This window comes from Streptomyces macrosporus, from assembly GCF_039533145.1.
GTDB lineage: Bacteria > Actinomycetota > Actinomycetes > Streptomycetales > Streptomycetaceae > Streptomyces > Streptomyces macrosporus.
Genome location: NZ_BAAASZ010000007.1, coordinates 123,400 through 146,437 on the forward strand (window position 1 = coordinate 123,400; position 23,038 = coordinate 146,437).

A 23,038-nucleotide genomic window follows, 5' to 3' on the forward strand; every position below is an offset into this window, starting at 1 on the left:
TCCGCGCCGGCGCGAAGCCCCTGCCGGACGGCGGACGGGTGCCGCTGCGCCTCGTCGTCTTCTACGGCTCGATCATCGCCGTCACGGCCGTGTACGTGCAGTACAACTCCACGGTCGCGCTGGGCGTGTCCGAGCTGCACGGCCCCAGCGCCTACGCCTTCCTCCTGACGCTCAACGGCGCCCTGGTGATCCTGTGCGAGATGCCCCTCAGCGGGTTCACCCGGCGTCTGCCCTGGTGGATCCCGGCCTCGGCCGGATCCGCGCTGATGACGGTCGGCATCGTGGTGTCGGGGGCGGCCCGACCGTACCCGCTGATCGCCGCGGGGGTGGTGCTCTGGACCGTCGGCGAGATGCTCTTCTCGCCCGTGGTGAGCAGCGCCACGGCGACACTGGCCCCACCCGACCGGATCGGGCGCTACCAGGGGTACCTCTCCACGGTTCAGGCGGTGGCCTTCGGGCTCGGCCCGGCGGCCGGCACCTTCCTGTACGGCGTCGACACCACCCTGCTGTGGCTGTGCTGCACCGCGGTGGGGGCGCTGGCCTGCCTGGGCTTCCTCAGTGCCGGAAGGCTCGCACGCCGCACGGCGTGACACGTCCGCGTACGCCCGCTTCAGACCGAGAGGAAGGCAATGCCCGCAGAACACGATCCGGCGGACAGCGGTCCCCCGCGGGACTCCCGCCACGGTCCCCGCGTCGTCATGGACTGGCTGCGCCGCAGCCGGTCCGGCGGGGTCCACGTCTTCCACCGGAGCGGGGTGACGTTCACTCCGTGGAGCGAGTGCTCGCGCAGCGTGGAGGCCGTGGCCACGCGGCTTCGGGCACAGGGCTTCCGCGAGGGCATGCGCGTCGGCATCCGCGGCCACAACTCCTACGAGTGGCTGGTGCTGGACCTCGCGCTGCTGTGGATGGGAGCCGTGCCGGTCGCCATACCCGTCCCGGACTTCAAGGGACACGGCAACGCCGAGATATCCCGGCGGTACGGGCTGTCGGCGGTGTTCGCCACGGAGGACGCGCGCGACGCGTCCGACGACGAGAGCGTCGGCGCGCTGGAGACCCTCCTCGGCGAGCCGATCACCGCCAAACCCCTCGCCGTGGCGCCTCCTCCGGAAGGAGAGCGCGTCCCCGCCGGCGACCGGGAGGTCTTCACCCTGGCCTTCTCGTCGGGCACCGCGGGGAAGGTCAAGTGCCTCCTGCTCGCCTGGCCGGGCGTCGAAGCGCTGATCGAGGCGCACTCGGCGGACCATCCCCTCCGGCACGACGACCGCATCATGATCGCGTTGCCGCTCTCCACCTTCCAACAGCGGTACCTGTGCTACCTCGCCATGCGGAACGACTGCGACATCGTGCTCACCACGGCGAGGAACTTCGTCCAGGCGCTGCCGAAGACCAGGCCCACCATCCTCCTGGGCCCGCCGAACTTCTACGAGTTCGCCGAGAACCAGTACCGCAACACGAGTCCGCGCCGGCGCGCGGTGCTCGAAGCCGCCGCGTCCCTGGCGGCGGTGCTGCCCACGGACGCACTGCGCAGACGCTGGCGCCGCACGGTCTTCCGGTCGCTGCACGACGTCTACGGGGGAGCGATGCGGCTCATGCTGGTCGGCTCCGCACCGGTGCGCGACGGCATGTTGGACTTCTTCGCCAGGACCGGCTTCGAGCTGTACCAGATCTACGGCATGACCGAGATCGGCTACATCGCCTGGAACCGCCGCGGCGCCAACAGGATCGGCTCCGTGGGCCGCGAGGTGTACCCGGGCACCGTGTCGCTCGCCCCGGACGGGGAGGTCCTGGTCCGCCACGACAAACACCTGTGCGTCGGCTACGAGGGAGAGCCCGCCGACAGCGTCGCCCAGGTGTTCCGCGGCGACGACACCATAGCGACCGGCGACCTCGGCGCGTTCGACGACGACGGCTTCCTCTTCCTGCGCGGCCGCAAGAAGAACGTCGTCGTCACCACGGGCGGTCAGAAGCTCCTGCTGGAGGACCTGGAGGACGAGCTGTGCCGCGCCGGGGGAGTGACGCAGGCGTGTCTGTACCGGCTGGAGGACGGGACCGGGATGGCCGTCGTCCTGTGGTACGACGGCGACGAGGACGCGGTGCGCAAGGCCGTCCGCCCGCGGATCGGGCAGCTCAACACCAGGCTGGGATCGTCCCAGGAGATCCGCAGGCTGGCGCTGCTGCCCGGACCGCTCGCTCCCGACAGTCCGCTCCTCAACCGGAACCTGAAGATCAACCGCGAGGCCGTCCGCACGGCCACCGCCGACCGGCTGGAAACCCTCACCTGACCACCCCTGGAAGAAAGAGCGGCACGACATGGTCGACAAGCAGTCCCTGAGCACCGACGCACCCGTCACCGAGGTGGCCGAGCTGTGGAAGAGCGTCCTGAAGCGCAAGGACGTGCCCCACGACGTCCCCTTCCCCGAGCTGGGCGGTGACTCCCTCCTCCTGATCGCCCTGCTCACCGAGATCGAGGACGAGTTCGACGTCTACCTGGAGGCCGAGGACATCCTGGACGACCTGACGGTCGACGGCATCGCCCGCGTGATCGCGCGGAAGCGCGCGTCGGCCTGACCGCGGTCCCGCCGCCGACTCGCGGACTGGAACCCGGAGGACGAGGAGGCCCGGGAAGCGGGCGGCGAGCACGTGGCGCGCCGCAACCTCGTGGTGTCGGTGCTCTCCGAACACGTCGGGTTCTCCGCGTGGAGCACGTGGTCGGTCCTGGTCCTGGTCAGGTCGCCCCGGACCGGCCACGACTTCGAATCCCGGGGAGAAGTTCCCGCTCGTGGTCGTCCCGACGCTCGCGGGCGCGGTGCCGCGCCCGCCCTGCCGCCACGCCCGGCCCGGACCCGCTCCGGGGATTCGCGTGGCCCGGTGCCGTGGGCTATTCGAGCCTGAGCTGACGGAGGTTGGTCCTGGTGAGTTCGACGATCTCGTCCCCGCGGCCGGAGAGGATGGTGCGGGTGGCGAAGAGGGTGAACCCCTTGAGCTGCTCGTAGGTGAGCTTCGGAGGAAGGGACAGCTCCTGCCGCGTGATGTGGACGTCGACCAGTGCGGGACCGTCGTGGGCGAAGGCGGCCAGCAGCGCGTCCTCGAGCTCGTCGGCCCGTTGGACGCGAGCCGCGGACAGGCCGGCCGCGCGGGCCTGCGCGGCGAAATCGGGATTGTCCAGCCCGGTGCCGTAATGGACGATGCCCGCGGCCTTCATCTCCAGCTCGACGAAGGCCAGCGCCCCGTTGTTGAAGACCACCACCTTCACCGGGAGGTCCATCTGCCGCAGCGTGCTGAGCTCGCCGAGCAGCATGGTCAGCCCGCCGTCGCCCGCGAGCGCGACCACTTGACGGTCGGGGTGGGCGGCCTGGATCCCGATGGCGTGGGGCAGCGCGTTGGCCATCGTGCCGTGGTTGAAGGAGCCGACGAGCCGCCGCCGTCCGTTCATGCGCAGGTAGCGGGCCGCCCACACGGTCGGGGTGCCCACGTCGGCGGTGAAGGCCGCGTCGGGCGCCGCGAGCCGGTCGATGGTGGCGGTGACGTGCTGCGGGTGCAACGGGGAGTCGCCGGGCCTGGCCTCGGCCAGCCTGTCCAAACGGGCGCGCACCCGGCGGTAGTGGTCGGTCATCGTCTGCGCGAAGGAGCCGTCGGTACGGCGCCTCAGCAGGGGCAGCAGGGCCTGTGCGGTGTCCTTGACCGTGCCGACCAGGGGGACGTCCACCGGCACGCGGCGGCCGATGTGCTCGCCGCGCACGTCGACCTGCACCACGGACGCGTTCGGGGGATAGAACGGGCGGTAGGGGAAGTCCGTGCCGAGCATGAGCAGCGCGTCGCAGTGCTCCATCGCCCGGTAGCCGGAGCTGTAGCCGATCAGTCCGGTGAGCCCGACGTCATAGGGGTTGTCGTACTCCAGGAAGTCCTTGCCCCGCAGCGCGTGCACCATCGGCGCCTTCAGCGCGTCGGCCAGCGCCACCGCCTCGTCGTGCGCCCCTTCGCAGCCCGCCCCGGCCAGGATCGTCACCCGGTCGGCCCCGTTGAGGAGTTCGGCGGCCCGGGCCAGCGACGCGTCGTCGGGCCGGACGAGGGAGGAGGTCCTGGCCACGGGATGCAGTCGGGCAGCGTTCCGGGGCATCTCGGCCAGGAAGAGCTCGCCGGGGACGACCAGCACCGCCACCCCGCCGCGCTCGAGAGCGGTCCGCATGGCGATCGGCAGCAGCCACGGCACCTGCGCCGGGGTGCTGACCAGTTCGCAGTACACGCTGCACTCGGTGAACAGCATCTGCGGACGGGTCTCCTGGAAGTAGCCGCTGCCGATCTCGTCCTGCGGGATGTGCGCGGCGATGGCCAGGACGGGCACCCGGCTGCGCTGGGCGTCGTACAGGCCGTTGATCAGGTGCACGCTCCCCGGTCCGCTGGTGCCGGTGCACACCGCGAGGCGGCCGGTGACGCCGGCCTCGGCGGCGGCGGCGAACGCGGCGGCCTCCTCGTGCCGCACCAGTTCCCAGGTGATGCCTCCGTCGCGCCGCAGGGCGTCGGTGAAGCCGTTGAGGGAGTCTCCGGGCAGGCCGTAGACACGGCGTATCCCGGACTCCCTGAGCCCCGCCACGATGAAGTCCGCGACTGTCCCGGCCATGCGTTTCTCCTGACTCGGGTCACCGGGTGGGGCCACCCGCGAAACCCCGCTCGGCGATGGTTGGCACAGGGGCTGCGGCTCGCGGGACCGAGCCCGCGTCGATCGCCGCACGTCATGTCACCAGCATGGACCGACTCGGGTCCCGCCGCATGTCGCCGGCCGGGGCACACGAGGCTCGGTGGTGACGGCTCGACCACGGCGAGGAGCCGCCGCCTTCGCGGGCGGTGCGGGAACCCGAGGTCCTGTCCCGTCCACCCGAGAGGTCCCACAGGGCTCCCCGCCGCAGTTCCGCTTGGAGCGCCTGCTCCAGCCAGAGGTAGTCCTCGCGGGGGGCGAGGCGCGGCCGGTGGCCTCTGACGAGGGAGAGCAGCCGGCGGAAACGCCGGGCGTCCGCGGCGAGCCCTGCCCGGAGAGCCGCGAGGACCTCTCCTCTGTCCGCGTCGTGGAACGGCCGGGTCGGTACGGCCGAGGCTTCGGGCCCTGTCGGGTCCACCCCCTCTCACGGGCGCCGACGACCTCCACCACATGCCCGGTGAACCGGATGGAGGAGCCGGGCTGCCCGGGCCTGTTCGGTTCGAGCATCCGCCGCATGCGCGTGTGACGGCGTCGGCTCCGTACAGGCGGTAGCCGCTCGCGGACCGTCGTTCCGGTGTGAGCACGCCGACGTCCGACCAGTAGCGGATACTCCGGACGCTCGCAGCCGTCCGGTCGGCGAGCCGGCCGATGGTGAGCAGGGGTTCTTCGTCGTTCACCCTGGAGTCCGGAGTCTCCACCCACGGGAGACCCAAGGCCGCGGACGTCGGCGCTCGACGTGGTCGCGGAGGGCGGGGACCGCCGGACCCAGGGGACGGGCTCGGTGCCGATCCGCTCGGTCAGTGGCTCCAGTAGTCGCGCTGCGGGAGTTCGACCCAGGCGTCGGGTGGGCCGACGACGGCGCGCGCGTCGGTCGGGCGCAGCCCCGCATGGGCGCACGAGTAGGCCACCGCGTTGTACCGGTAGAGGTAGGAGGCCAGGACCTCCTCGGACGTGGCGTTCTGGTCCGGTCCGCCGCCGGGGTGGAGGTCCCGGCCCTCGACGACCCCGTTGCGGGCGATGCTCCCCTGGTTTCCGCTCTTGGGGTTGGCGTACAGGCCGTAGCAGACGGTGCCGGTGGACAGCCGGGTCAGCACGCCCGGCATCTGCGGCGCGTACCCCCACGGCTGGGTGACGACGCAGCCCCCCGGCACGGTGGTCACGCCGATGATCCGAAGGCTCTCGTCCGTGTCGTACGCGTACGGATCCTCCAGCAGTCCGTCCGCTTCCTCCCTGTCCACCGGCGTCGCCTCCAAGCGACGTATCGCCTCTTCGGCGTCGATCCCGGCCACGCACGCCAGGCCCGTGCCCTCGTAGTGGATGTCTCCCAGCGCCGCGACGAGCCGTGCGCCCTCCTGCGCCGCCGCGCGCTCCGCCTCGGTCGGTCCGCGTTCCCCCTCGGGCACCGCGAACAGGTCCGGCGTCGGTCCGGTCAAGCTGAGCCGGCCCGGCGACCAGCCACCGATCAAGGGCCGCCAAGGATCGGTTCCGGCAGCGGCGAGGGCCCGCGCGTTGTCCGATCGCTTGGACAGGACGGCCTCCCACAACGCGGTCGTCCCACCCTCCAGCGCGTCCACGTCCGCAACACGTCGGGCCAGCTCCGCGACGACCTCGGGGGAGCCGAACACCGCGGCCCGATGCAGAGGCCGCCCTCCGCGCCAGGTGTTCGGGTCGGCGCCCTGGTCGAGGCGCCGCCGGATGGCGTCGTGATCCGTTCACTCCTGCCAGGTCACGCCTGCCCAGCCGTCGCTCCGACCTGTCACCATGCCCCTCCGGCGCCGATTCGGGCGGACCTCGCGCCGCCGCGTGCGCACACTCTCGCAGACGGGTCCGACAGTGAGGACGCGCACGGCGCCGCGCGGGGGCCCGGCCCCGGATCCGACCGGCGCTCGGGCGGCGCGCACCACTCGGGCGGCGCGCACAGCGGCCAGACGGCGTCACTGCTCCGGCCACTCCCACGGGACGGCCCGGCCCGCCGGACAGCGGAGGGCCGGGCCGTCGTCGGCCGCGTCGAAGACGCTCGCCCCGGCGTGGGCGGATGCCGCCCGGTCGTCCCGCGAGTCGTCGAGGACGCCGCGTCACCGTGCTCGGGCGGTCGCGTGGTGGGCCAGTGCCAGATGGGGGTCCGCTTGGCCCGGGACGGGCGCCGGGTCGGCGTGCACCAGCGCGGCGGTCAGTTTCGGCACCGCGTGCAGCAGTGCGTGCTCGGCCTCCACCGCGACCTGGTGGGCCTGCCGCACGTCGAGTTCTCCGTCGACGACGATGGCGACCTCGGCGCGCAGCCGGTGCCCGATCCAGCGCAGGCGCAACTCGCCGACTCCGCGCACGCCCTCCACCCGCAGCAGGGCCTTCTCCGCGGTGTCGACCAGGGCCGGGTCGACGGCGTCCATCACCCGCCGGAAGACCTCCCGGGCGGCGTCCCGCAGCACCAGCAGGATCGCCGCGGTGATCGCCAGCCCCACGACGGGGTCGGCCAGGCGCCACCCCAACGCCGCACCGCCCGCGCTCAGCAGCACCGCCAGCGAGGTGAATCCGTCGGTGCGGGCGTGCAGCCCGTCGGCGACCAGAGCGGCCGACCCGATCCGGCGGCCGACGCGGATGCGGTAGCGGGCCACCCACTCGTTGCCCACGAAGCCGATGAGGGCCGCGGCGGCCACCACCGGAACGTGCTCCACGGTCCGCGGGTCCAGCAGACGGCTCGTGGCCGTCCAGGCGGCGAAGGCCGCGGACGCGGCGATGGCCAGCACGATGACGATGCCCGCCAGGTCCTCGGCCCGCCCGTAGCCGTAGGTGAAGCGGCGGGTGGCCGCCCGGCGCCCCAGCACGAACGCGATTCCCAGCGGCACCGCGGTGAGCGCGTCGGCGGCGTTGTGCACGGTGTCGCCGAGCAGCGCGACCGACCCGGAGAGCGCCACGACCACGGCCTGGGCGAGCGCGGTCGCCCCCAGCACCGCCAGCGAGATCCACAGGGCCCGCATGCCGCGCGCGGAGGACTCCAGCGCCGAGTCGACCTTGTCGGCCGCCGCGTGGGAGTGCGGGGTGAGCAGGTGCCCGAGTCGGTGCCGCCGGCGGGCGGGTCGTCCGCCGGCTCCGCGGTGTCCGTGGTCGTGGCGGTGCCCGGACCCCTCGTCGTCGTGGGCGTGGGTGTGGCCGTGGTGGTGTCGGTGGGTGGTGCGGTCGTGGTCGCTCACGTCGATCCCCTTCCGGCGTGCGGGCACAGCGGTGGTGCCGCGGGAGTGGACACGGCGGTGCCCACGGCAGCATTATGTGCGTATGAGCGCACGCATGCACCTGTCATCTGCGCGCGACGCGCACCCGCGCACTCCCGGCGAGGAGCAGTTCGCCCTGGCCGCCGAACTCCTCGCCCTCCTCGGAGACCGCACCCGCCTCGTCCTGCTGCACGCCCTGGCCGACGGCGAGGCCGACGTCACCACGCTGACCGAGGTGTGCGGCGCCGCCCGACCCGCCGTCAGCCAGCACCTGGCCCGGCTCCGGTTGGCCGGACTCGTCACCACCCGCAAGGAAGGCCGCCGCGTCGTCTACTCCCTGCACGACGGGCACCTGCGCCGCGTCGTCGACGAAGCGCTCAGTCTGGCCGACCACCGACTCACCGACCGTCCCGTCCACGACTGAGGGTGACGACGCCCGCGACACGTCCCGAGCCGCGGGACGCGTCACCCGACGGGCCGGGCACGTCGTGCGGGAAGACGACGGCCATGGCGGGACGGTCGTGACGCAGAGGAAGCGATGGCGTGGAACGGCCCGCCGGACGGGCCGGCGGGTACGGCTCCGCGGACCCCGTGCCCGGCGGGGAGGGCGCGGGGCCCGCGCCCTGTGACCCCGGGGCCGTTCCGGAGTGATCCGTGTCATGACCGGGGCGGCTTGTTCAGGACGGTTCGAGGGCGCCGGGCGGCAGTCCGAGTTCGGTCTCCGCGATGGTGCGGGCCATGTGGGCGATCGGGGCCGCGCGGTGGTCGGCGCTGGTGTTGATGTAGGCGCTGGCTCCGTCGATCGCGACGAGGATGCGCACGGCGGCCGCCCAGGGGTCGTCGCACCGGAAGGTCCGTGTCCGCGTGCCGGCGGTGATGAGCTGTTCGATGCGGCGGCACCACAGCAGTTCCTGGTCCACGACGTGATCGCGGAGTACGGGGCGGTAGCGGGACAGGTGCCGCGCGTTGAGCCAGAGTCTGCTGACGTTGTCGAAGTCGGCGCTCGAGGTGAGGGTGAAGAAGCGCCGGAGGGTGCGCAGCGGGGTGTCGTGGCCGGGGTCGGCGGGTTCGTCCGGCAGCAGGCTGTCGAGTTCGGCCATGGTGGCGCTGGTGAAGGCCTCGGCCACGAGTCTGTCGGCCGAGGGGAAGTAGTGGCCGACGAGTCCGGGCTGGACACCGAGCTCGTCGGCGACCCGCCGCAGGGTGACGCACTCCAGCCCTTCGGTGAGCCCGACCCGCGCGGCGGCGGTGACGATCTCGGTGCGGCGCTCGGCCGGCGCTTTGCGGACTCGCTTGCTCGGGCCTCTTGACGTCATGCGGCGAATGTTATTGAGTGTGCGATCAACAAAGCAATTGGTCATGCGACCAATAACCGTGGGTCGTCGGGAAGCCGCCGCTCAAGGGGGCTCATCTCGACAACCGGCAGGCGCATCGCCGTCCCGATCGAGCCGACACCTCGGGCTCCTCGCGCCGGCCCTCGACCGAGACACGGGCAGCGCCCTCGGGCGCGGGCCGGCACGCATCACCGTCAGGAGACGAACGTGGACGACACTCGCACCGACGCCGGTGACCTCGCGGAATACGGCTATCGGCAGGAACTGAGACGCACCCTGTCCACGTGGGCCGTGTTCGCGATCGGGTTCGCGACCATCTCGCCCGTGGTCGGCATCTACGCCGTCGTCCAGCTCGGATTCGTCTTCGCCGGCCCCGCGTGGATCTGGGCGGTCGTCGCGGCCTTCCTCGGCCAGTCGCTGGTCGCCGTCGTCTACGCCGAGCTGTCGTCCCAGTTCCCGATAACGGGAGGGGTCTACCAGTGGGTGCGCCGGTTGGGCGGGCCGCGACTGGGCTGGCTGGTGGGCTGGATCTACCTCGCCTCGGCCGTCGCGTCCCTGACCACGGTGGCCTACCTGGGAGCGAGCTGGCTGCACATGCTCGTCGGCGACGGAACGCCGTCGGCGGCGACCCACGTGCTCCTCGGAGTGGTCTTCGTCGCCGTGGCGCTCGGGATCAACCTCCTGGGCGTCGACCCGGTGAAGCATTTCCTCAACGCGGGCATCCTCGCCGAAGGCATCGCCTCCATCGCGGTGAGCGTGGTCCTGCTGATCTTCATGCGCCACAACGGCTTCGGGATCCTGTTCGAGACCCTGGGAGCCGAGGCGGTCTCCGGAGGGTCCGCCGCGGCCGGTTTCCTGACCTGTCTCGCGGTGGCCGGTTGGGCGTTCCTGGGCTTCGACGCGACCACACAGGTCGCCGAGGAGACCGAACAGCCGCGGCGCAGCGTGCCGCGGGCACTTCTGCGCGCCTACCTGTTCGTCGCCTTCACCGTCCTGCTGACCGGGCTCGCCGTGACGCTCGCGCTGCGCCGCCCCGAGGACGCCGTGTCCGGCGCGACCGTGGATCCCGTCTTCGCCGCCGTGACGGACGGGCTGGGCGGATGGAGCGAGAAGCCCTTCATCGTCGTCGTCCTGATCGCGTTCCTCGCGTGCGCCATCTCGATCCAGACGTACATCGGACGCGCCGTCTACGCGTTCGCCCGCGACCGGCAACTGCCCTTCTCCGCGACGCTCGCCACCGTCGGCCCGCGCCGGATCCCGTACGCATCGCTCATCGCGACGGCCGTGCTCGCGGGCCTCGGACTCCTGCTCGGACTGAACGGCAACGCCGCGGCGACCTTGATCGCGTTCGGGTCCGGCGGTTTCTACTTCGTCTTCCTCGGCGTCGCGGTCGTGGCGCTCGTCGCCCGGACGAGCGGCCGGTGGAACCCCTCCGCGGGGCGGCTGCGGCTGGGACGGCCCGGCCTGGCGATCAACGTGCTCGCCGTGGTGTGGCTGCTCTTCGAGGCGGTCAACATCGCCTGGCCCCGCGTCGAACTCGCCCCGGTCGGCGGCAGCTGGGTCCAGGTCTGGGCCGTGGTCCTGGTCTTCTCCGTGCTCTTCGCGATCGGTCTCGTCTACGTCGCGATCGCCGAGCCCCACACCAAACTCCCCCGGAACACGACCACTGAAGAGGTGAAGGCGTCCTGATGGCGTCGAAACTCTCCCCGGCCATCGTCTTCGACCCCGCCTCGGGACTGCGGTCGCGCGACGTCTCGCTCAGGTCCGCCGGACCGGGCGAGGTCGAGATCGACGTACGCGCGGCGGGCGTGTGCCACTCGGACCTGCACATCGTGACGGGTGACTGGCCCAGCGACCGTCCTCTCGTGCTCGGGCACGAAGCGGCCGGAGTGGTCACCGATGTCGGAGCCGGTGTCACCTCCGTGAAACCCGGCGACCACGTCGTCCTGTCCTGGTTCGCGCCGTGCCGACGCTGCCGCAAGTGCGTGGCCGGGATGGCGTGGCTGTGCACCGGCACCAAGGCCGTCGCCAACACGCTGCCCGACGGGACCACCCCGTTCACGGACGCCCAGGGCGAGGCGGTGTGGCCCTACCTGGGCCTGGGGGCGTTCACGAGCCGGCTGGTCGTGCCCGAGGCGGCCGCGGTGAAGGTCCCCGACGAGCTGCCGTTCGGCATCGGCGCCCTCCTCGGCTGCTCCGTCACGACCGGCATCGGCGCGGTCGTGAACACCGCCCGGGTCCGTCCCGGCGAGTCCGCGGTCGTCGTCGGCACGGGCGGGGTGGGGCTCTGCGTGGTGATGGGCCTTCGCCTGGTGGGGGCCGACCCCGTCATCGCCGTCGACCTCTCGCCCGAACGCCTCGCCGTGGCCGAGCGGTTCGGCGCCACCCACACACTCGACGGAGCCGAGACCGACGTCGCGGCCTGGTGCCGGGAAGAGCTCGGCGGGGTGGACTACGCCTTCGAGGCGATCGGAAGTCCCTCGGTCGTCGAGACGCTCCCGGCCATGCTCACCTCGGGCGGGGCGGCGGTCCTGGTCGGGATGGCCGCCACCGACGCGACGGGGTCGTTCAACCTGTTCGACCTCGCCGACCAGGGCAAACGGATCCTCGGTTGCAACTACGGCTCCAGCGTCGGAGAGGTCGACATCCCGAAACTGGCCCGCCTCTACCTGGCGGGCCGACTACCGCTGGACGACCTGATCGGCACGGTCCGCCCCCTCCGGGAGGCGGCGGCGGCGTTCGACGACCTCAGGTCGAACACCGGGGTCAGGACGATCCTCGAACCGTGAACCGCCGCCTTGCCGGCCATGCGCCCCCCACAGACACAGCCACAGACACAGCCACAGACACGGACACCGAGACGGCCGCCGCCGGCGGCCGCACCCGAACACTCTCCGGAGGCCTGATGTACGCCGTCACCGACCCCACCACCGGCGAAGTCGTCGAGATCTACCCGACCGCCACCGACGCCGAGATCACGGCGGCCGTCGACGCCGCCCACGCGGCCACCGCGTGGGGGCGCACCAGTTCCGTGGCCGAGCGCTCCGCGCTGCTGCGCCGACTCGGCGATCTGCACACGGAGCACCAGGCCGAACTGGCCGCGAGCATCGTGCGCGAGATGGGCAAGCCGCTTCAGGAAGCCGAGGGCGAGATCGGCTTCTGCGCCGACATCTACCACTACTACGCCGACCACGCCGAGGAGTTCCTCGCCGACGAGCCGCTCGACGTCACCTCCGGTCCCGGCAGCGCCGTCATCCGGCGCAGCCCGGTGGGCGTACTCCTCGGCATCATGCCGTGGAACTTCCCGGCCTACCAGGTCGCCCGCTTCGCCGCGCCGAACCTCGCGATCGGCAACACCATCGTCCTCAAGCACGCTCCGCAGTGCCCGGCCACCGCGGCTCTGCTCGAGAAGCTGTTCGCGGAGGCCGGCTTCCCGGCCGGCGCGTACGTCAACGTGTACGCCACCAACGAACAGATCGCCGACGTGATCGCCGACCCGCGCGTCCAGGGCGTGTCGCTCACCGGCTCGGAACGGGCCGGGGCCGCCGTCGCCGAGATCGCCGGGCGGCACCTGAAGAAGGTCGTCCTCGAACTCGGCGGCTCCGACCCGTTCATCGTGCTGTCCACCGACGACCTCGACTCGGTCGTCGAGGCCGCCGTCGCCGCCCGGCTCGACAACACCGGCCAGGCCTGCAACGCCGCCAAGCGGTTCGTGGTCGTCGAGGACCTCTACGACGAGTTCGTCGAGAAGTTCACCGCCCGGCTGCTCGCCGGCGAGACCGGTGCTCCGCTGTCGTCGGTCGCCGCCGCCGAGAACCTCGGCCGCCAGGTCGACGAAGCCGTCGCCCAGGGCGCCACGCTGCACAGCGAGGGCGAGCGGCGCGGGGCGTACTTCCCGGCCGGAGTCCTCACGGGCCTCACCACCGAGCACGCCGTCGCCCGCCAGGAACTGTTCGGACCGGTCGCGATGGTCTTCCCGGCCGCCGACGAGGACGACGCCCTGCGGATCGCCAACGACACCCCCTACGGTCTGGGGTCCTACGTCTTCACCACCGACCCCGCGCAGGCCGAGCGTGTCGCCGACCGGATCGAGGCCGGCATGGTCTTCGTCAACGGCGTCGGCGCCGAGGGCGCCGAACTGCCCTTCGGCGGCGTCAAGCGCTCCGGATTCGGACGCGAACTCGGCCGGCTCGGAATCGAGGAGTTCGTCAACAAGAAGCTCATCCGCGTCGTGGCGTAGACGCGACGGGGGCTTTCAGTACGCGTAGTCCCAGTGCTGCTCGTCCGAACCGAGGCAGTTGTAGATGATCACCTTGGTGCCGTTCGAGGTGCCACCGCCGCCCGCCGTGGACATGCACTTGCCGGCCTTCACGTTGTACCACTGGTGTGTGCCCGAGTAGTCCCACTTCTGCTCGGGGCCGCCGTTGCAGCTCCACAGGACGACCTCGGTACCGTTCGCGGTACCGCCGCCGCCCGCGAGGGACAGGCACTTGCCGCTCTTGAGGTTGCGGATCTCGCCCGAAGGCGTGGCGTGGAACCAGTACTGCTCGCGCCCGTCGTTGCAGTCCCAGATGATGGCGTTGGTGCCGTTGGCCGTCCCGCCGCCGCCCTCCAGGGAGAGGCACCGTCCGCTCTTGTGGTTCACCAACTTCGCGTAGATGTCGGCCGCGCCGGCGGAGGGCACGCCCACCGTCAGCGCGGCCGCCAGGGCACCCGTCGCCACTGCGGCCCAGGATCTCTTGTGCACGTGAGGGAACCTTCCGTTCCGCGAGACGACTGCCGCCTCGCTGTCTTCTCGGCCGCCCGTCGTGGAGCCCCGGCGGCCCGAACGTGGCGATCTTGACGTGCCGAGCGGTTCCCTGGACACGGTTCTTTCGGCCGTTCGACGCTGAAGGTCGGGCCAATGCCTGGTGAAGCCCGCCTTTCCGACATCACCCCGTGGGATGGCCGACCGCCTCGTTCGTCCCGGTCCGAGTCGGAAATCGACCCCGGGCGCTCGCATCGACGCGATGGGAAGCGATGGCGGGAAAAGGCCGTCCACGGTCTCGCCGACCGCCGAGTCACCAGGTCCACGGAACCGTCGTGGGCGGGTGGTTCCACTGTCCGGGCCGCTGAGCAGGCGTGGTGCCGGGGGCTCGTGGTCGGGTCGTCGTCCTGCCCTCCGGGGCTGCCGTGGAGCGCTCGCCACGGGCGGTGAGACGCGCACCGCGCGACGTGTCAGGGCACTTCACCGCTGCCTCCGCTCGGCCCCGAAGCAGGGAGAGGGCCTCCGGATCCATGCGTGACGACAGCCCTGAAGGCCCTCTCGACCGCACTGTACGTGAAGATCGACGACACGGGACCGGGGAATCCGACACGACAGGATCTTCGCGGTGGTGGGCCGAGCCGGCGGGCGTCGCCGACTCTCCGACCGGCGTGGAACAGCACCTAGCGGCGGGTGGTTGAATTTCCTGTGATCGACGAGCAGGGGAGCGGTTCCGACGCCGGCGCGGATGTCCTGACGGGCATGCCCGGCGAGGAGTGGGAAGAGCACCGGCCGGCCGTCTTCGGCGTGGCGTACCGGCTGTTGGGCAGCGTCGCGGATGCCGAGGACGTGGTCCAGGACGTCTGGCTGCGCACGACGCGCACCCGGCTGGAGGACGTCGTGGACCGGCGCGCCTGGCTGGTGACGGTCGCGGCGCGCCGGGCGTACGACATGCTCGGGTCGGCGCGGGTGCGCCGCGAGCGGTATGTCGGTCCCTGGCTGCCCGAGCCGCTGCTGACGGGGCCGGACGCGGCGGAGCCGGTACTGGTCGACGAGTCCGTCGGGACGGCCATGATGCTGGTGATGGAGAAGCTGAGCCCGGCGGAGCGGGTCGCTTTCGTGCTGCGGGACGTGTTCGGGGTGGAGACGGCGCGGATCGCCGAGGTGCTGGACCGTTCCCCCGCCGCGGCCCGTCAACTCGCCTCCCGGGCCCGGCGCAAGATCGACGAGGCCAGGGCCGCGGACGAGGCCGGCCCGGAAGCCTCGCGCGCCGAGCGCGAGCGGGTGCTGTCGGCGTTCCGCGCGGCGTACGAGGCGGGGGACCTGGAGGGGCTGGTGCGGCTGCTGCACCCGGACGCGGTCTACGTCACGGATGGCGGCGGCGAGGTGTTCGCGGCCCGCAAGCCGATCGTGGGCGGGCGGCGCGTGGCGGAGGTCCTGCTCCGGGTGGGGCGCAGGTGGCGGCTGAACAGGATCGAGCCGGTGGAGGTCGGGGGCGAGCCCGCGCTGCTGTGCCGCAGGGAGGGCGCCGTGCACTCCGTCGACACGGTACGTCTGCGGGACGGCCGGATCGTCGCGTACTGGCGGCAGGTGACGCCTTCGAAACTCGCGCACGTCTGAAAGGGTCACGCCCCGGCCGTCACACCGGGACGGGCTGTTTCGTCTCCCTGGCGAGAGCGTACGACGTCGTACGCCGGCGATCGACCAAGGAGCATTGATGGCACGGATGGATCTCGGCACCGCGGCCCCGGAACCGTACAAGGCAATCGTCCAGGCCGACGGCGCGATCCGCATCGGACCGCTCGACGCGACGGTGCGCGAGCTGGTGAAGATACGAGCCTCGCAGCTCAACGGCTGTGTGTACTGCGTGGACATGCACACGCGCGAGGCCCGCCGACTGGGCGAGAGCCAGGACAGGCTGGACCAGTTGCCGGTGTGGGAGGAGTCGGAGCTGTTCGGCGGGAGGGAGCGGGCCGCCCTCGCCTACACCGACGCGGTCACCCGCGGCCAGCGAGTGGACGACGACCTGTGGCGGGAACTGTGCGAGCACTTCCCGGACGAGGCCGAGCGCGGACACCTGGTGCTCCAGGTGGCGCTGATCAACGCGCTCAACAGGCTGGGCGTGCCGCTGGAGATGAAGCCCGCTCCGCGGACGGGCGCGGCGGCCCGTTAAGCCCCACGGCCGAGGAGACGGGGCCGCGGTCACGGGCCGCGGCCCCGTCTCCGGAGCGAGTCCGGGACCGCGGTCGCCGCCGGCCGCGAACGTCCCCGAGCTCACCGCCACCGGGACGATCCCCGCGTCGAGGCCGTCCGCCACGGCGGCTGTTCCGAAACCGGCACGTCTCCCGACGCCGGCTCGGACGTCCCGCCCGGCGGGTTTTCGGCGACCTCGACGTGCCGGGTCCCAGGAGGGCCGGGGTCGGCGAAAGCCCTGGGTGTCGCGCGCCGCGGCGTGATGGGATGGTGGGGTGACATCGTTCTGGACGGGCAAGCGGGTACGCCTGCGCGGTATCGAACCCGACGACTGGGCCGCGTTCATGCGCTTGGCCGTGGACGAGGAACGGCTGGGAGACCTGCTGCACCCACCCCGGTCCGCGGAGGGGTTCCGGGCCTGGGCGAGGGAGCGGGCCGCGGCCAAGCCCGAGGGCGACCGCTTCGGGTTGGCGATCGAAGCCGTCGACACGGGGGAGATGGTCGGTGCCGTCGGCTCGCACCACGCCGATCCGCATGCGGGCCGGTTCGAGTACGGCGTCACGATCGGCGCCGACCACCGGCGCAAGGGCTACGCGGCAGAAGCCGTGGTGATGCTGTTGCGCTTCATGTTCGCCGAGCGGCGCTACCACAAGTGCGAGGCGCGGATCTTCGCGCACAACGAGGCGTCCTTGGCACTCCACCGCCGGCTCGGTTTCGTCGAGGAGGGGCGCCTCCGCGATCACGTGTTCTTCGCCGGCCGGCACCACGATCTCGTCGTGATGGGCATGCTCGCCGACGAGTTCGCCCGACTGCACTGACGGGTCGACGATCCGGACCGGGGCGGCCGGGGACATCACCGGACCGGGGGGAGCGGGGCGGCGGCGACGTCCCCGACCACGCCGGGCATCCGCCTCTGTTCCCGTCCCGTTCCCGGACCGCCCTCGGCGGTCGTCCGAACAACCGCGTCCGCGCCTCGCGAACCTCCACGCCCGCACCGGCTCGCCCCGCGACACCTCGCCCGTACAGGCGGAATGCGCCCGCCACGGAGTTCCGCCACACGCTTTAGGCTGGGGGCCGCCGGGAGCACGGGGGGACGACGCTCTCCCGGCCCGTGTGCCTCTTGGGGAGGGGAACCGATGCCGCAGACAGCGGTCCAACATGCCGTGACAACCGCGTTACCCGTGCCCGGGGTGGTCCTTCGTGGGTAGGCGAGGCAAGCCCGCCGCTCGCGGACGCCGACCGGTCCGCGCCACCGGGACCCGGCGCGCCCGGCGGCGGTCCCGGAGCCCCGTGCCGCCCTGGCCACCGCTGCGGCGGGCCCTGGAGCGCGTGGTGCCCCTGCTGCGGCGCGCGCGGCCCGCGTACCCGCGGCCGGACCGGGTCGGGTACCGACGCTGGATCCCGTCCTGGCGTCAGACCGCGGGCGGCCTCCTGGGCTGCGCCGGACTGCTCGCCTTCCTGGTGGCGGTGGCGTACTGGCAAACGGACATCCCCGAGAACCCCAACTCCTTCGCCACCCAGCAGGACAACGTCTTCTACTGGGCCGACGGCACCGAGATGGCCAGGACCGGATGGGTCAGCCGGCAGGAGATGCCGCTGGAGAAGGTCCCGGAGGACGTCCGCTGGGCCGTGCTCGCCGCCGAGAACGCCGACTTCTACTCCGACCCCGGTGTCTCGCCCTCCGGCATCCTGCGCGCGCTGTCGCGGATGGTCGGCGGCGGCGACACCCAGGGCGGCTCCACCATCACCCAGCAGTACGTCAAGAACGTGTACCTGACCCAGGACCGGACGCTCTCCCGGAAGGCACAGGAGATGATGCTGGCCCTGAAGATGGACAACACGTTCGGCAAGGACGAGATCCTCGAGGGCTACCTCAACACCGGCTGGTTCGGCCGGGGCACCTACGGCATCCAGCGGGCCGCCCAGGCGTACTACGGCAAGGAGGTCTCCGAACTCGACGCGAGCGAGGGCGCCTTCCTGGCGTCCCTGCTGAAGGGCGCGGGACTGTACGACCCGACGCTCGGTCCGGAGAACCGCGAGCGCGCCGTCGAACGCTGGGCGTGGGTCCTCGACCGCATGGTCCGGATCGGGAAGCTCACCCCGGCCGAACGGGCGAAGTACACCGAGTTCCCCGAACCCACCGAGACCACCGGGGGCCGCACCGACCTCAGCGGCCGGCGGGGCTATCTCGCCGAACTCGCCAAGTCGTACGTCGTCCGCTACGGCAAGGTCTCGGAGAAGGACTTCGACCTCGGCGGCTACCAGGTCCACACGACCTTCGACCGGAAGAAGACCGAGGCCCTGGACAAGGCGGTGCGCGACGCCCGCGGGAGGCTCGACCCCGGGAAGCGGAAGGCGGACCGGTTCGTGCGGACGGGCGCCGCCACCGTGTCCGCCGACGGACGCATCCTCGCCCTCTACGGCGGACCGGACTTCCTCGAACAGGGGTTCAACGAGTCCAACGCGGTCACCGTGCCCGCCGGGTCCGCCTTCGCGCCCTTCGTCTACGCCTCCGCCCTCACCGACGGCATCGTGCGCGAACGGGAGGCTCCGCGCAGCCCGGTGACCCCCCTCACCCCGTACAACGGGCAGCACAACGCTCCCGTGATGACCCCGGAGGGCCCCTACTGGGACCGCAACGGCAAGGTGGTGAAGGGCAGGAACGACGGCGAACGGAACTGGGGCACGAGCATCCCCCTGCGCTACGCCATGGTGAACTCCGTCAACTCCACGTTCCTCCAACTCGGCATGGACGTGGGCCTGGACCGGGTGCGCGGGCACGCCGTGAACGCCGGCCTGCTGCCGTCCAGCCTCGGACCGCAGGTGCCCGCCTTCGCCCTCGGAAACTCGACGCCCAGCGCCATCCGGATGGCGACGGCGTACGGCACGTTCGCCGCGGAGGGCGTGCGCTCGGAGCCGTACTGGGTGGTCCGCGCCACCCGCAACGGCTCCGAGGTCGAACTGCCCGGGCGCCGTACCCGGCGCGCCTTCTCCGCCGAGGTGTCCGCCCAGGTGACCGACGCCCTTCGAGGGGTGATGGAGGAGGGCACCGGACGGGAGGCGCGGGTGCCCGGACTCCGGGCGGCCGGGAAGACCGGGACCACCGAGGACAACACGGCGGCCTGGTTCGTCGGCTACACCGAGAAGGAGGCCACGGCGGTCGTGCTGTACCGGATGGACCTGCGGAAGCTGGACCTGCTGCCCCTGGACGGCGTCGCCGGCCACACGGACGAGGCCCCCGGCAGTCCCCTTCCGGGGATGATCTGGAAGGACTACACGACGGCGGCGGCACGCTCCTGAGGGGTTCCCCGAGGGCGTGCCGCCGCGGCGGCTCTCACGCCGGCGCGCACCCCGTCACCTGACGACGCTCTTCCAGTCCGGAGCCTGTCCGGGGTCGAGGGAGCGGAGCTGCTCCAGCACCTTCGGGTCCTGTGCGTCCAGCCAGTCGGCCAGCTCCCGGAACGACACGCACTCCACGTCCTCGCGGGGGCAGATCTCCCGTACGACGTCCTCCACGGCCTTCATGTAGATGCCGCCGTTCCACTGCTCGAAGTGGTTGCCGATGAACAGCGGTGCCCGGCTGCCGTGGTAGACGCGGTTGAAGCCGTTCATGTACGTCTTCCGCGTGGTCTCCCGCCACGCGGGGTACTGGGCCGGATCTCCCTCGGTCTCCCCGGCGGACTGGTGGTAGAGGAAGTTGAAGTCCATGGAGAGGACCTGTAACTCCTTGCCCGGGTACGGCAGCATCTGCAGCGGGAAGTCCCAGATGCCGTTCCTCTTCGTCGGCCATGCCTGGAAGTCGCCCGGGGAACTGGCGTCGTAACGCCACCCGAAGTGGTCGACGGCCCGCATGAGGTTCTTCTGGCCTTCCAGGCACGGGGCGCGACCGCCGACGAACTCCCGCTCCGGGTCGAAGGGCAGGGGCGGCAGGTCCGTGAAGCCGGTGTTGGTCTTCCACTTCTCGACCATGTCGTAGGTCTGCCGGATCTCGCTCTGCCACTCCTCGACGCTCCAGAAGCCGCCGCCCTTCTCGCCGCAGAAGTGCCCGTTGAAGTGGGAGCCGATCTCGTGTCCGTCCTTCCACGCCTTTCCGAGCTGCTCCAGGGTCGTCCTGATGTGCTCGTCGGTCGGGTAGGAGATGGCGGCGGCCCCCCGCTCGTGCCGCGGCGGGTCGTACAGGTTCTTCTTGGACGAGGGGAGCAGGTAGATGCCCGTCAGGAAGAACGTCATGTGGGCGTCGCTCTCCTTCGCCACCCGACGGAAGTGGGAGAAGAGGCGGTCGTCGCCCTCCAGCGCGCCGTCCCAGGAGAACACCACGAACTGCGGCGGCTTCTCACCCGGCTCGAGGCGTTCCGGCTCGAGCCGGCCCGGCTGGGGGCCGGTGTGCGAGGTGGAACCGTCGCCCAGGACCTTCACCTTGCCGTCCCACGGCTCGTCGTCCTTCCAGCGGCCCGTCGCCGCGTGTCGGACCGCCCGCTCCCCGGCCGTCCGATCCTTGGCCGAACCGTCCTCGTGGGTCGCCGAACTCCCCTCCCCGGTCAGGACTTTCCCGAGGGAGAAGAGGATCGAAGCGAGTATCAGCACGGACACGGTCAACAGGGCGGTACGCGTGCGGGCTTGACGGCGTGCGCGTCGTCGAGCACGTCTGCGGGGGGTTCGAGGCATCGGCGTGCGCTTCTTTCACACAATCATCACGTATGAGGCACCGAATATAAGGCGAAGATCCGTCGTCCGAACTTTCCAGGGACGAAGACGCGCCATTCGCGCACCGGCCGACCGGTGTCGCCACGGCCGTCCACGGAATGTCCGGGCCGCGCCCACCGGGAGGTGACGGGCACCCGTCGAGGACGGGCCTTCGCGGGCCGCTTCTCCGCCGCCGCGGCGGTCGCGCTCGACGCCCGTACCGTCGAGAAGACCGCCCGGCCGGCGACCGCGGGCCGCGTCCCGAGTAGCATCCCGAACCGGGCCGACACGCTGCCGACCGATGCCCGACCCCGGGCTCCACCCGTCGGGGACCCGGTGAAGAGTCGGTCGAGCGACATCCGCGTTTCTCCCCTCACGAGGGGCCCCCGACCCACGCCCACACCCCTTGCGGCCGTCCGACCCCGGATCGGCCGGGCACGGGGCGAGGAAGGAACGAGCATGAGCCGGACCCTGGCGGAGATACTGGACGCGGTGGCCCTGGGGCGGTTTCCACCGCCGGACGGCGGCACGACCGTGGTGCCGCAGCCGAGCCACCGCGACGCCGGGGTGATCGCGTTCACCGCGCACTCGGTGGTGTTCACCGACGAGGACCCCCAGTGGGTCCACGCCACGCTGGCGTCCATCGGCTGCGACGAACTGGCGGCCACGATGAACCCGCGCTTCCTGACCGCTTTCCTGGACCGCACCGGACGGTCGACCGACACGATCGACCTGCTGACGGTGGCCGATTCCCTGCCGGGCGACCCTCCGCTGGAACTGCGCGAGATCGCGGACCCGGACCACCCGCGAGTGCTCAGGGCGCGCAAGCGCCGTGATGACGTGCGTGTCTGGGCCGCCGACGGCGGGGTGGTCCTTCTCGGCCGGGGCGTGGCGGGCCGCTGGGAGACGGCGATCGAGGTGGACGAGGAGGTACGCCACCAGGGCCTGGGCCGGGCGCTGGCGACGGCCGCCCGGCATCTCGTACCGGCCGGAGCGTCGGTCTGGTCCCAGCAGGCCGCGGGCAACGCGCGCAGTGTGCGCGCCTTTCAGGCGGCCGGATTCCGACCCGTGGGCGCCGAGGCGCTGCTCATCGCGCCATGACCGGCCCCGCCGGTTCCCGGACCGGCGGGGCCGGCGCGGTTCTCCCGGCCGAGCCGACCGGCACATACGGCGCCGCTCGTCCCACACCGTGCCCGACACGGCCGCCGCCACCGGCCGGGAAGGGGGAACCGGAGAGAGGGGCGCCCCACCCCTCCCGCCGGCTCTCCGTCGCCCGTACCGCCGCGATCGGTGCCATCGCACCCGCCACGGCGCTCACCTATGCTGAAACCGTGGCCGGAGAGTTACCTTCACCGAGTTCGGGAGCCCGGGGGATCGAGGTCTCGTTGCCCTTCACGGGACTGTGGCGGGCCGGGAACAGCCCGGCCCGGCGGGTTCCGAGCCATGGAACCGACCTGTTCGGTGCACGCTACGCCATCGACTTCACCGGCGTGGACGATCGCCACCGGACGGCCGGCAGCCGTGACTGGCGGACCTTCTTCGCCACCGAACCGCCGGAGCTCTTCTTCGCCTTCGGCCGGCCGATCCTGGCTCCCGTGAACGGCACCGTCGTCGACGTGCACGATGCCGAACCGGACCACGAGGCACGGCGGTCGCCGTTGGCGCTGCTTCCGTACGCGATGGGCCAAGCGGCACGGCTCCGCCAGGGGGTGGGCGCCATCGCCGGAAACCACGTGATCATCGCGCAGCCGGAGAGCGGCGCCTTCGTCGTTCTGGCGCACCTCCAGGCCGGCTCCGTCCGCGTGTCCGTCGGCCAGGAGGTGGTGGCAGGCCGGCCCGTCGCGAACTGCGGCAACTCCGGCAACTCGACCCAGCCGCACGTGCACGTGCAGGCCATGGACGGCCCGGACCCGTCCGTCGCCCGAGGCGTGCCGATGCTGTTCCGGCGCTTCCGTGAATGGCCCTCCGGCCCGAAGCGGGCCCGGATCCGGGAGCGGGCGGTGCCGGAGGAGGGCGCGGTGGTGGAACCGTTGCCGGTCCCGTCGACAGCGGCCGGCCACTGACGCGGCCGTGACGGTCACCACCAGGTCCGGGCCCCGCGTGCCGTGCCCCCGACACACCGACACCCGCTCCCGGACCGGATGCCCGGCGGGTCGAGGCACCGCGCCCGCCCCCGCGCCGCCCT

General features: G+C 72.0%; 19 protein-coding genes and 1 pseudogene. 13 read left to right on the plus strand and 7 right to left on the minus strand.

Features of this window, described 5'->3' with window-relative positions:
- The 3 genes from ABD335_RS04885 to ABD335_RS04895 form a co-directional block, all read left to right on the plus strand.
- A partial coding sequence (locus tag ABD335_RS04885; protein WP_344320828.1) for an MFS transporter occupies positions 1-590 on the plus strand: 590 nt, incomplete at its 5' end.
- A gap of 39 nt (positions 591-629) precedes the next feature.
- Complete coding sequence (locus tag ABD335_RS04890) at positions 630-2,282, plus strand: AMP-binding protein (protein ID WP_344320829.1); 1,653 nt, start codon at positions 630-632, stop codon at positions 2,280-2,282.
- Between the two features lie 28 nt (positions 2,283-2,310).
- A complete protein-coding gene (locus ABD335_RS04895) occupies positions 2,311-2,568 on the plus strand; it encodes an acyl carrier protein (RefSeq protein WP_344320830.1) in 258 nt (85 codons plus the stop codon).
- Positions 2,569-2,878: 310 nt separating this feature from the next.
- On the opposite strand, the gene poxB is transcribed toward ABD335_RS04895, so the two are convergent.
- The 4 genes and pseudogenes from poxB to ABD335_RS04915 form a co-directional block, all read right to left on the minus strand.
- Entirely contained in the window at positions 2,879-4,618 is a 1,740-nt protein-coding gene (gene poxB / locus ABD335_RS04900) for a ubiquinone-dependent pyruvate dehydrogenase (protein ID WP_344320831.1), read from the minus strand.
- Between the two features lie 602 nt (positions 4,619-5,220).
- Positions 5,221-5,391, minus strand: a pseudogene (locus tag ABD335_RS04905) (MerR family DNA-binding transcriptional regulator); the annotation flags it as partial.
- A 99-nt stretch (positions 5,392-5,490) separates the two neighbouring features.
- Positions 5,491-6,390 carry an ankyrin repeat domain-containing protein gene (locus tag ABD335_RS04910; RefSeq protein ID WP_344320870.1) on the minus strand — a complete coding sequence of 300 codons (900 nt, stop codon included), beginning with the start codon at positions 6,388-6,390 and terminating at the stop codon, positions 5,491-5,493.
- Positions 6,391-6,768: 378 nt separating this feature from the next.
- Positions 6,769-7,881: a cation diffusion facilitator family transporter gene (locus tag ABD335_RS04915; protein ID WP_344320832.1), complete on the minus strand. Its 1,113-nt coding sequence runs from the start codon at positions 7,879-7,881 to the stop codon at positions 6,769-6,771.
- Between the two features lie 82 nt (positions 7,882-7,963).
- On the opposite strand from ABD335_RS04915, the gene ABD335_RS04920 reads away from it, so the two are divergent.
- Entirely contained in the window at positions 7,964-8,323 is a 360-nt protein-coding gene (locus tag ABD335_RS04920) for an ArsR/SmtB family transcription factor (protein ID WP_344320833.1), read from the plus strand.
- 253 nt (positions 8,324-8,576) lie between these two features.
- Here the strand turns inward: ABD335_RS04920 and ABD335_RS04925 are convergent, their stop codons facing one another.
- Complete coding sequence (locus ABD335_RS04925; RefSeq protein WP_344320834.1) at positions 8,577-9,215, minus strand: TetR/AcrR family transcriptional regulator; 639 nt, start codon at positions 9,213-9,215, stop codon at positions 8,577-8,579.
- A gap of 225 nt (positions 9,216-9,440) precedes the next feature.
- Here ABD335_RS04925 and ABD335_RS04930 point away from each other — a divergent pair, with 225 nt between their 5' ends.
- From ABD335_RS04930 to ABD335_RS04940, 3 genes are all read left to right on the plus strand, one after another.
- Positions 9,441-10,922, plus strand: coding sequence for an APC family permease (locus tag ABD335_RS04930; RefSeq protein WP_344320835.1), 1,482 nt, complete (start codon positions 9,441-9,443; stop codon positions 10,920-10,922).
- Positions 10,922-12,022, plus strand: a complete 1,101-nt coding sequence (locus ABD335_RS04935; protein WP_344320836.1) for a zinc-binding dehydrogenase — start codon at positions 10,922-10,924, stop codon at positions 12,020-12,022. Before ABD335_RS04930 ends, ABD335_RS04935 begins: the two co-directional genes overlap by 1 nt.
- Positions 12,023-12,138: 116 nt before the next feature.
- Entirely contained in the window at positions 12,139-13,473 is a 1,335-nt protein-coding gene (locus tag ABD335_RS04940; RefSeq protein ID WP_344320837.1) for an NAD-dependent succinate-semialdehyde dehydrogenase, read from the plus strand.
- Positions 13,474-13,488: 15 nt separating this feature from the next.
- On the opposite strand, the gene ABD335_RS04945 is transcribed toward ABD335_RS04940, so the two are convergent.
- Positions 13,489-13,980, minus strand: a complete 492-nt coding sequence (locus ABD335_RS04945; RefSeq protein ID WP_344320838.1) for an RICIN domain-containing protein — start codon at positions 13,978-13,980, stop codon at positions 13,489-13,491.
- A 759-nt stretch (positions 13,981-14,739) separates the two neighbouring features.
- On the opposite strand from ABD335_RS04945, the gene sigJ reads away from it, so the two are divergent.
- The 4 genes from sigJ (at position 14,740) to ABD335_RS04965 (ending at position 19,470) form a co-directional block, all read left to right on the plus strand.
- Positions 14,740-15,597, plus strand: a complete 858-nt coding sequence (gene sigJ / locus ABD335_RS04950; protein ID WP_344320871.1) for an RNA polymerase sigma factor SigJ — start codon at positions 14,740-14,742, stop codon at positions 15,595-15,597.
- Positions 15,598-15,694: 97 nt separating this feature from the next.
- Positions 15,695-16,150: a carboxymuconolactone decarboxylase family protein gene (locus ABD335_RS04955; RefSeq protein ID WP_344320839.1), complete on the plus strand. Its 456-nt coding sequence runs from the start codon at positions 15,695-15,697 to the stop codon at positions 16,148-16,150.
- Positions 16,151-16,445: 295 nt separating this feature from the next.
- The gene (locus tag ABD335_RS04960; protein ID WP_344320840.1) at positions 16,446-16,988 is read left to right on the plus strand and encodes a GNAT family N-acetyltransferase; all 543 of its coding nucleotides are present in this window, start codon (positions 16,446-16,448) and stop codon (positions 16,986-16,988) included.
- A 472-nt stretch (positions 16,989-17,460) separates the two neighbouring features.
- Positions 17,461-19,470 carry a transglycosylase domain-containing protein gene (locus tag ABD335_RS04965; protein WP_344320841.1) on the plus strand — a complete coding sequence of 670 codons (2,010 nt, stop codon included), beginning with the start codon at positions 17,461-17,463 and terminating at the stop codon, positions 19,468-19,470.
- A gap of 54 nt (positions 19,471-19,524) precedes the next feature.
- Here the strand turns inward: ABD335_RS04965 and ABD335_RS04970 are convergent, their stop codons facing one another.
- On the minus strand, positions 19,525-20,835 hold the full coding sequence (locus ABD335_RS04970; RefSeq protein ID WP_344320842.1) for a polysaccharide deacetylase family protein: 1,311 nt from the start codon (positions 20,833-20,835) through the stop codon (positions 19,525-19,527).
- Positions 20,836-21,312: 477 nt separating this feature from the next.
- On the opposite strand from ABD335_RS04970, the gene ABD335_RS04975 reads away from it, so the two are divergent.
- Positions 21,313-21,954, plus strand: a complete 642-nt coding sequence (locus tag ABD335_RS04975) for a GNAT family N-acetyltransferase (RefSeq protein WP_344320843.1) — start codon at positions 21,313-21,315, stop codon at positions 21,952-21,954.
- A gap of 284 nt (positions 21,955-22,238) precedes the next feature.
- A complete protein-coding gene (locus ABD335_RS04980; RefSeq protein WP_344320844.1) occupies positions 22,239-22,916 on the plus strand; it encodes a M23 family metallopeptidase in 678 nt (225 codons plus the stop codon).
- Positions 22,917-23,038 lie beyond the last annotated feature (122 nt).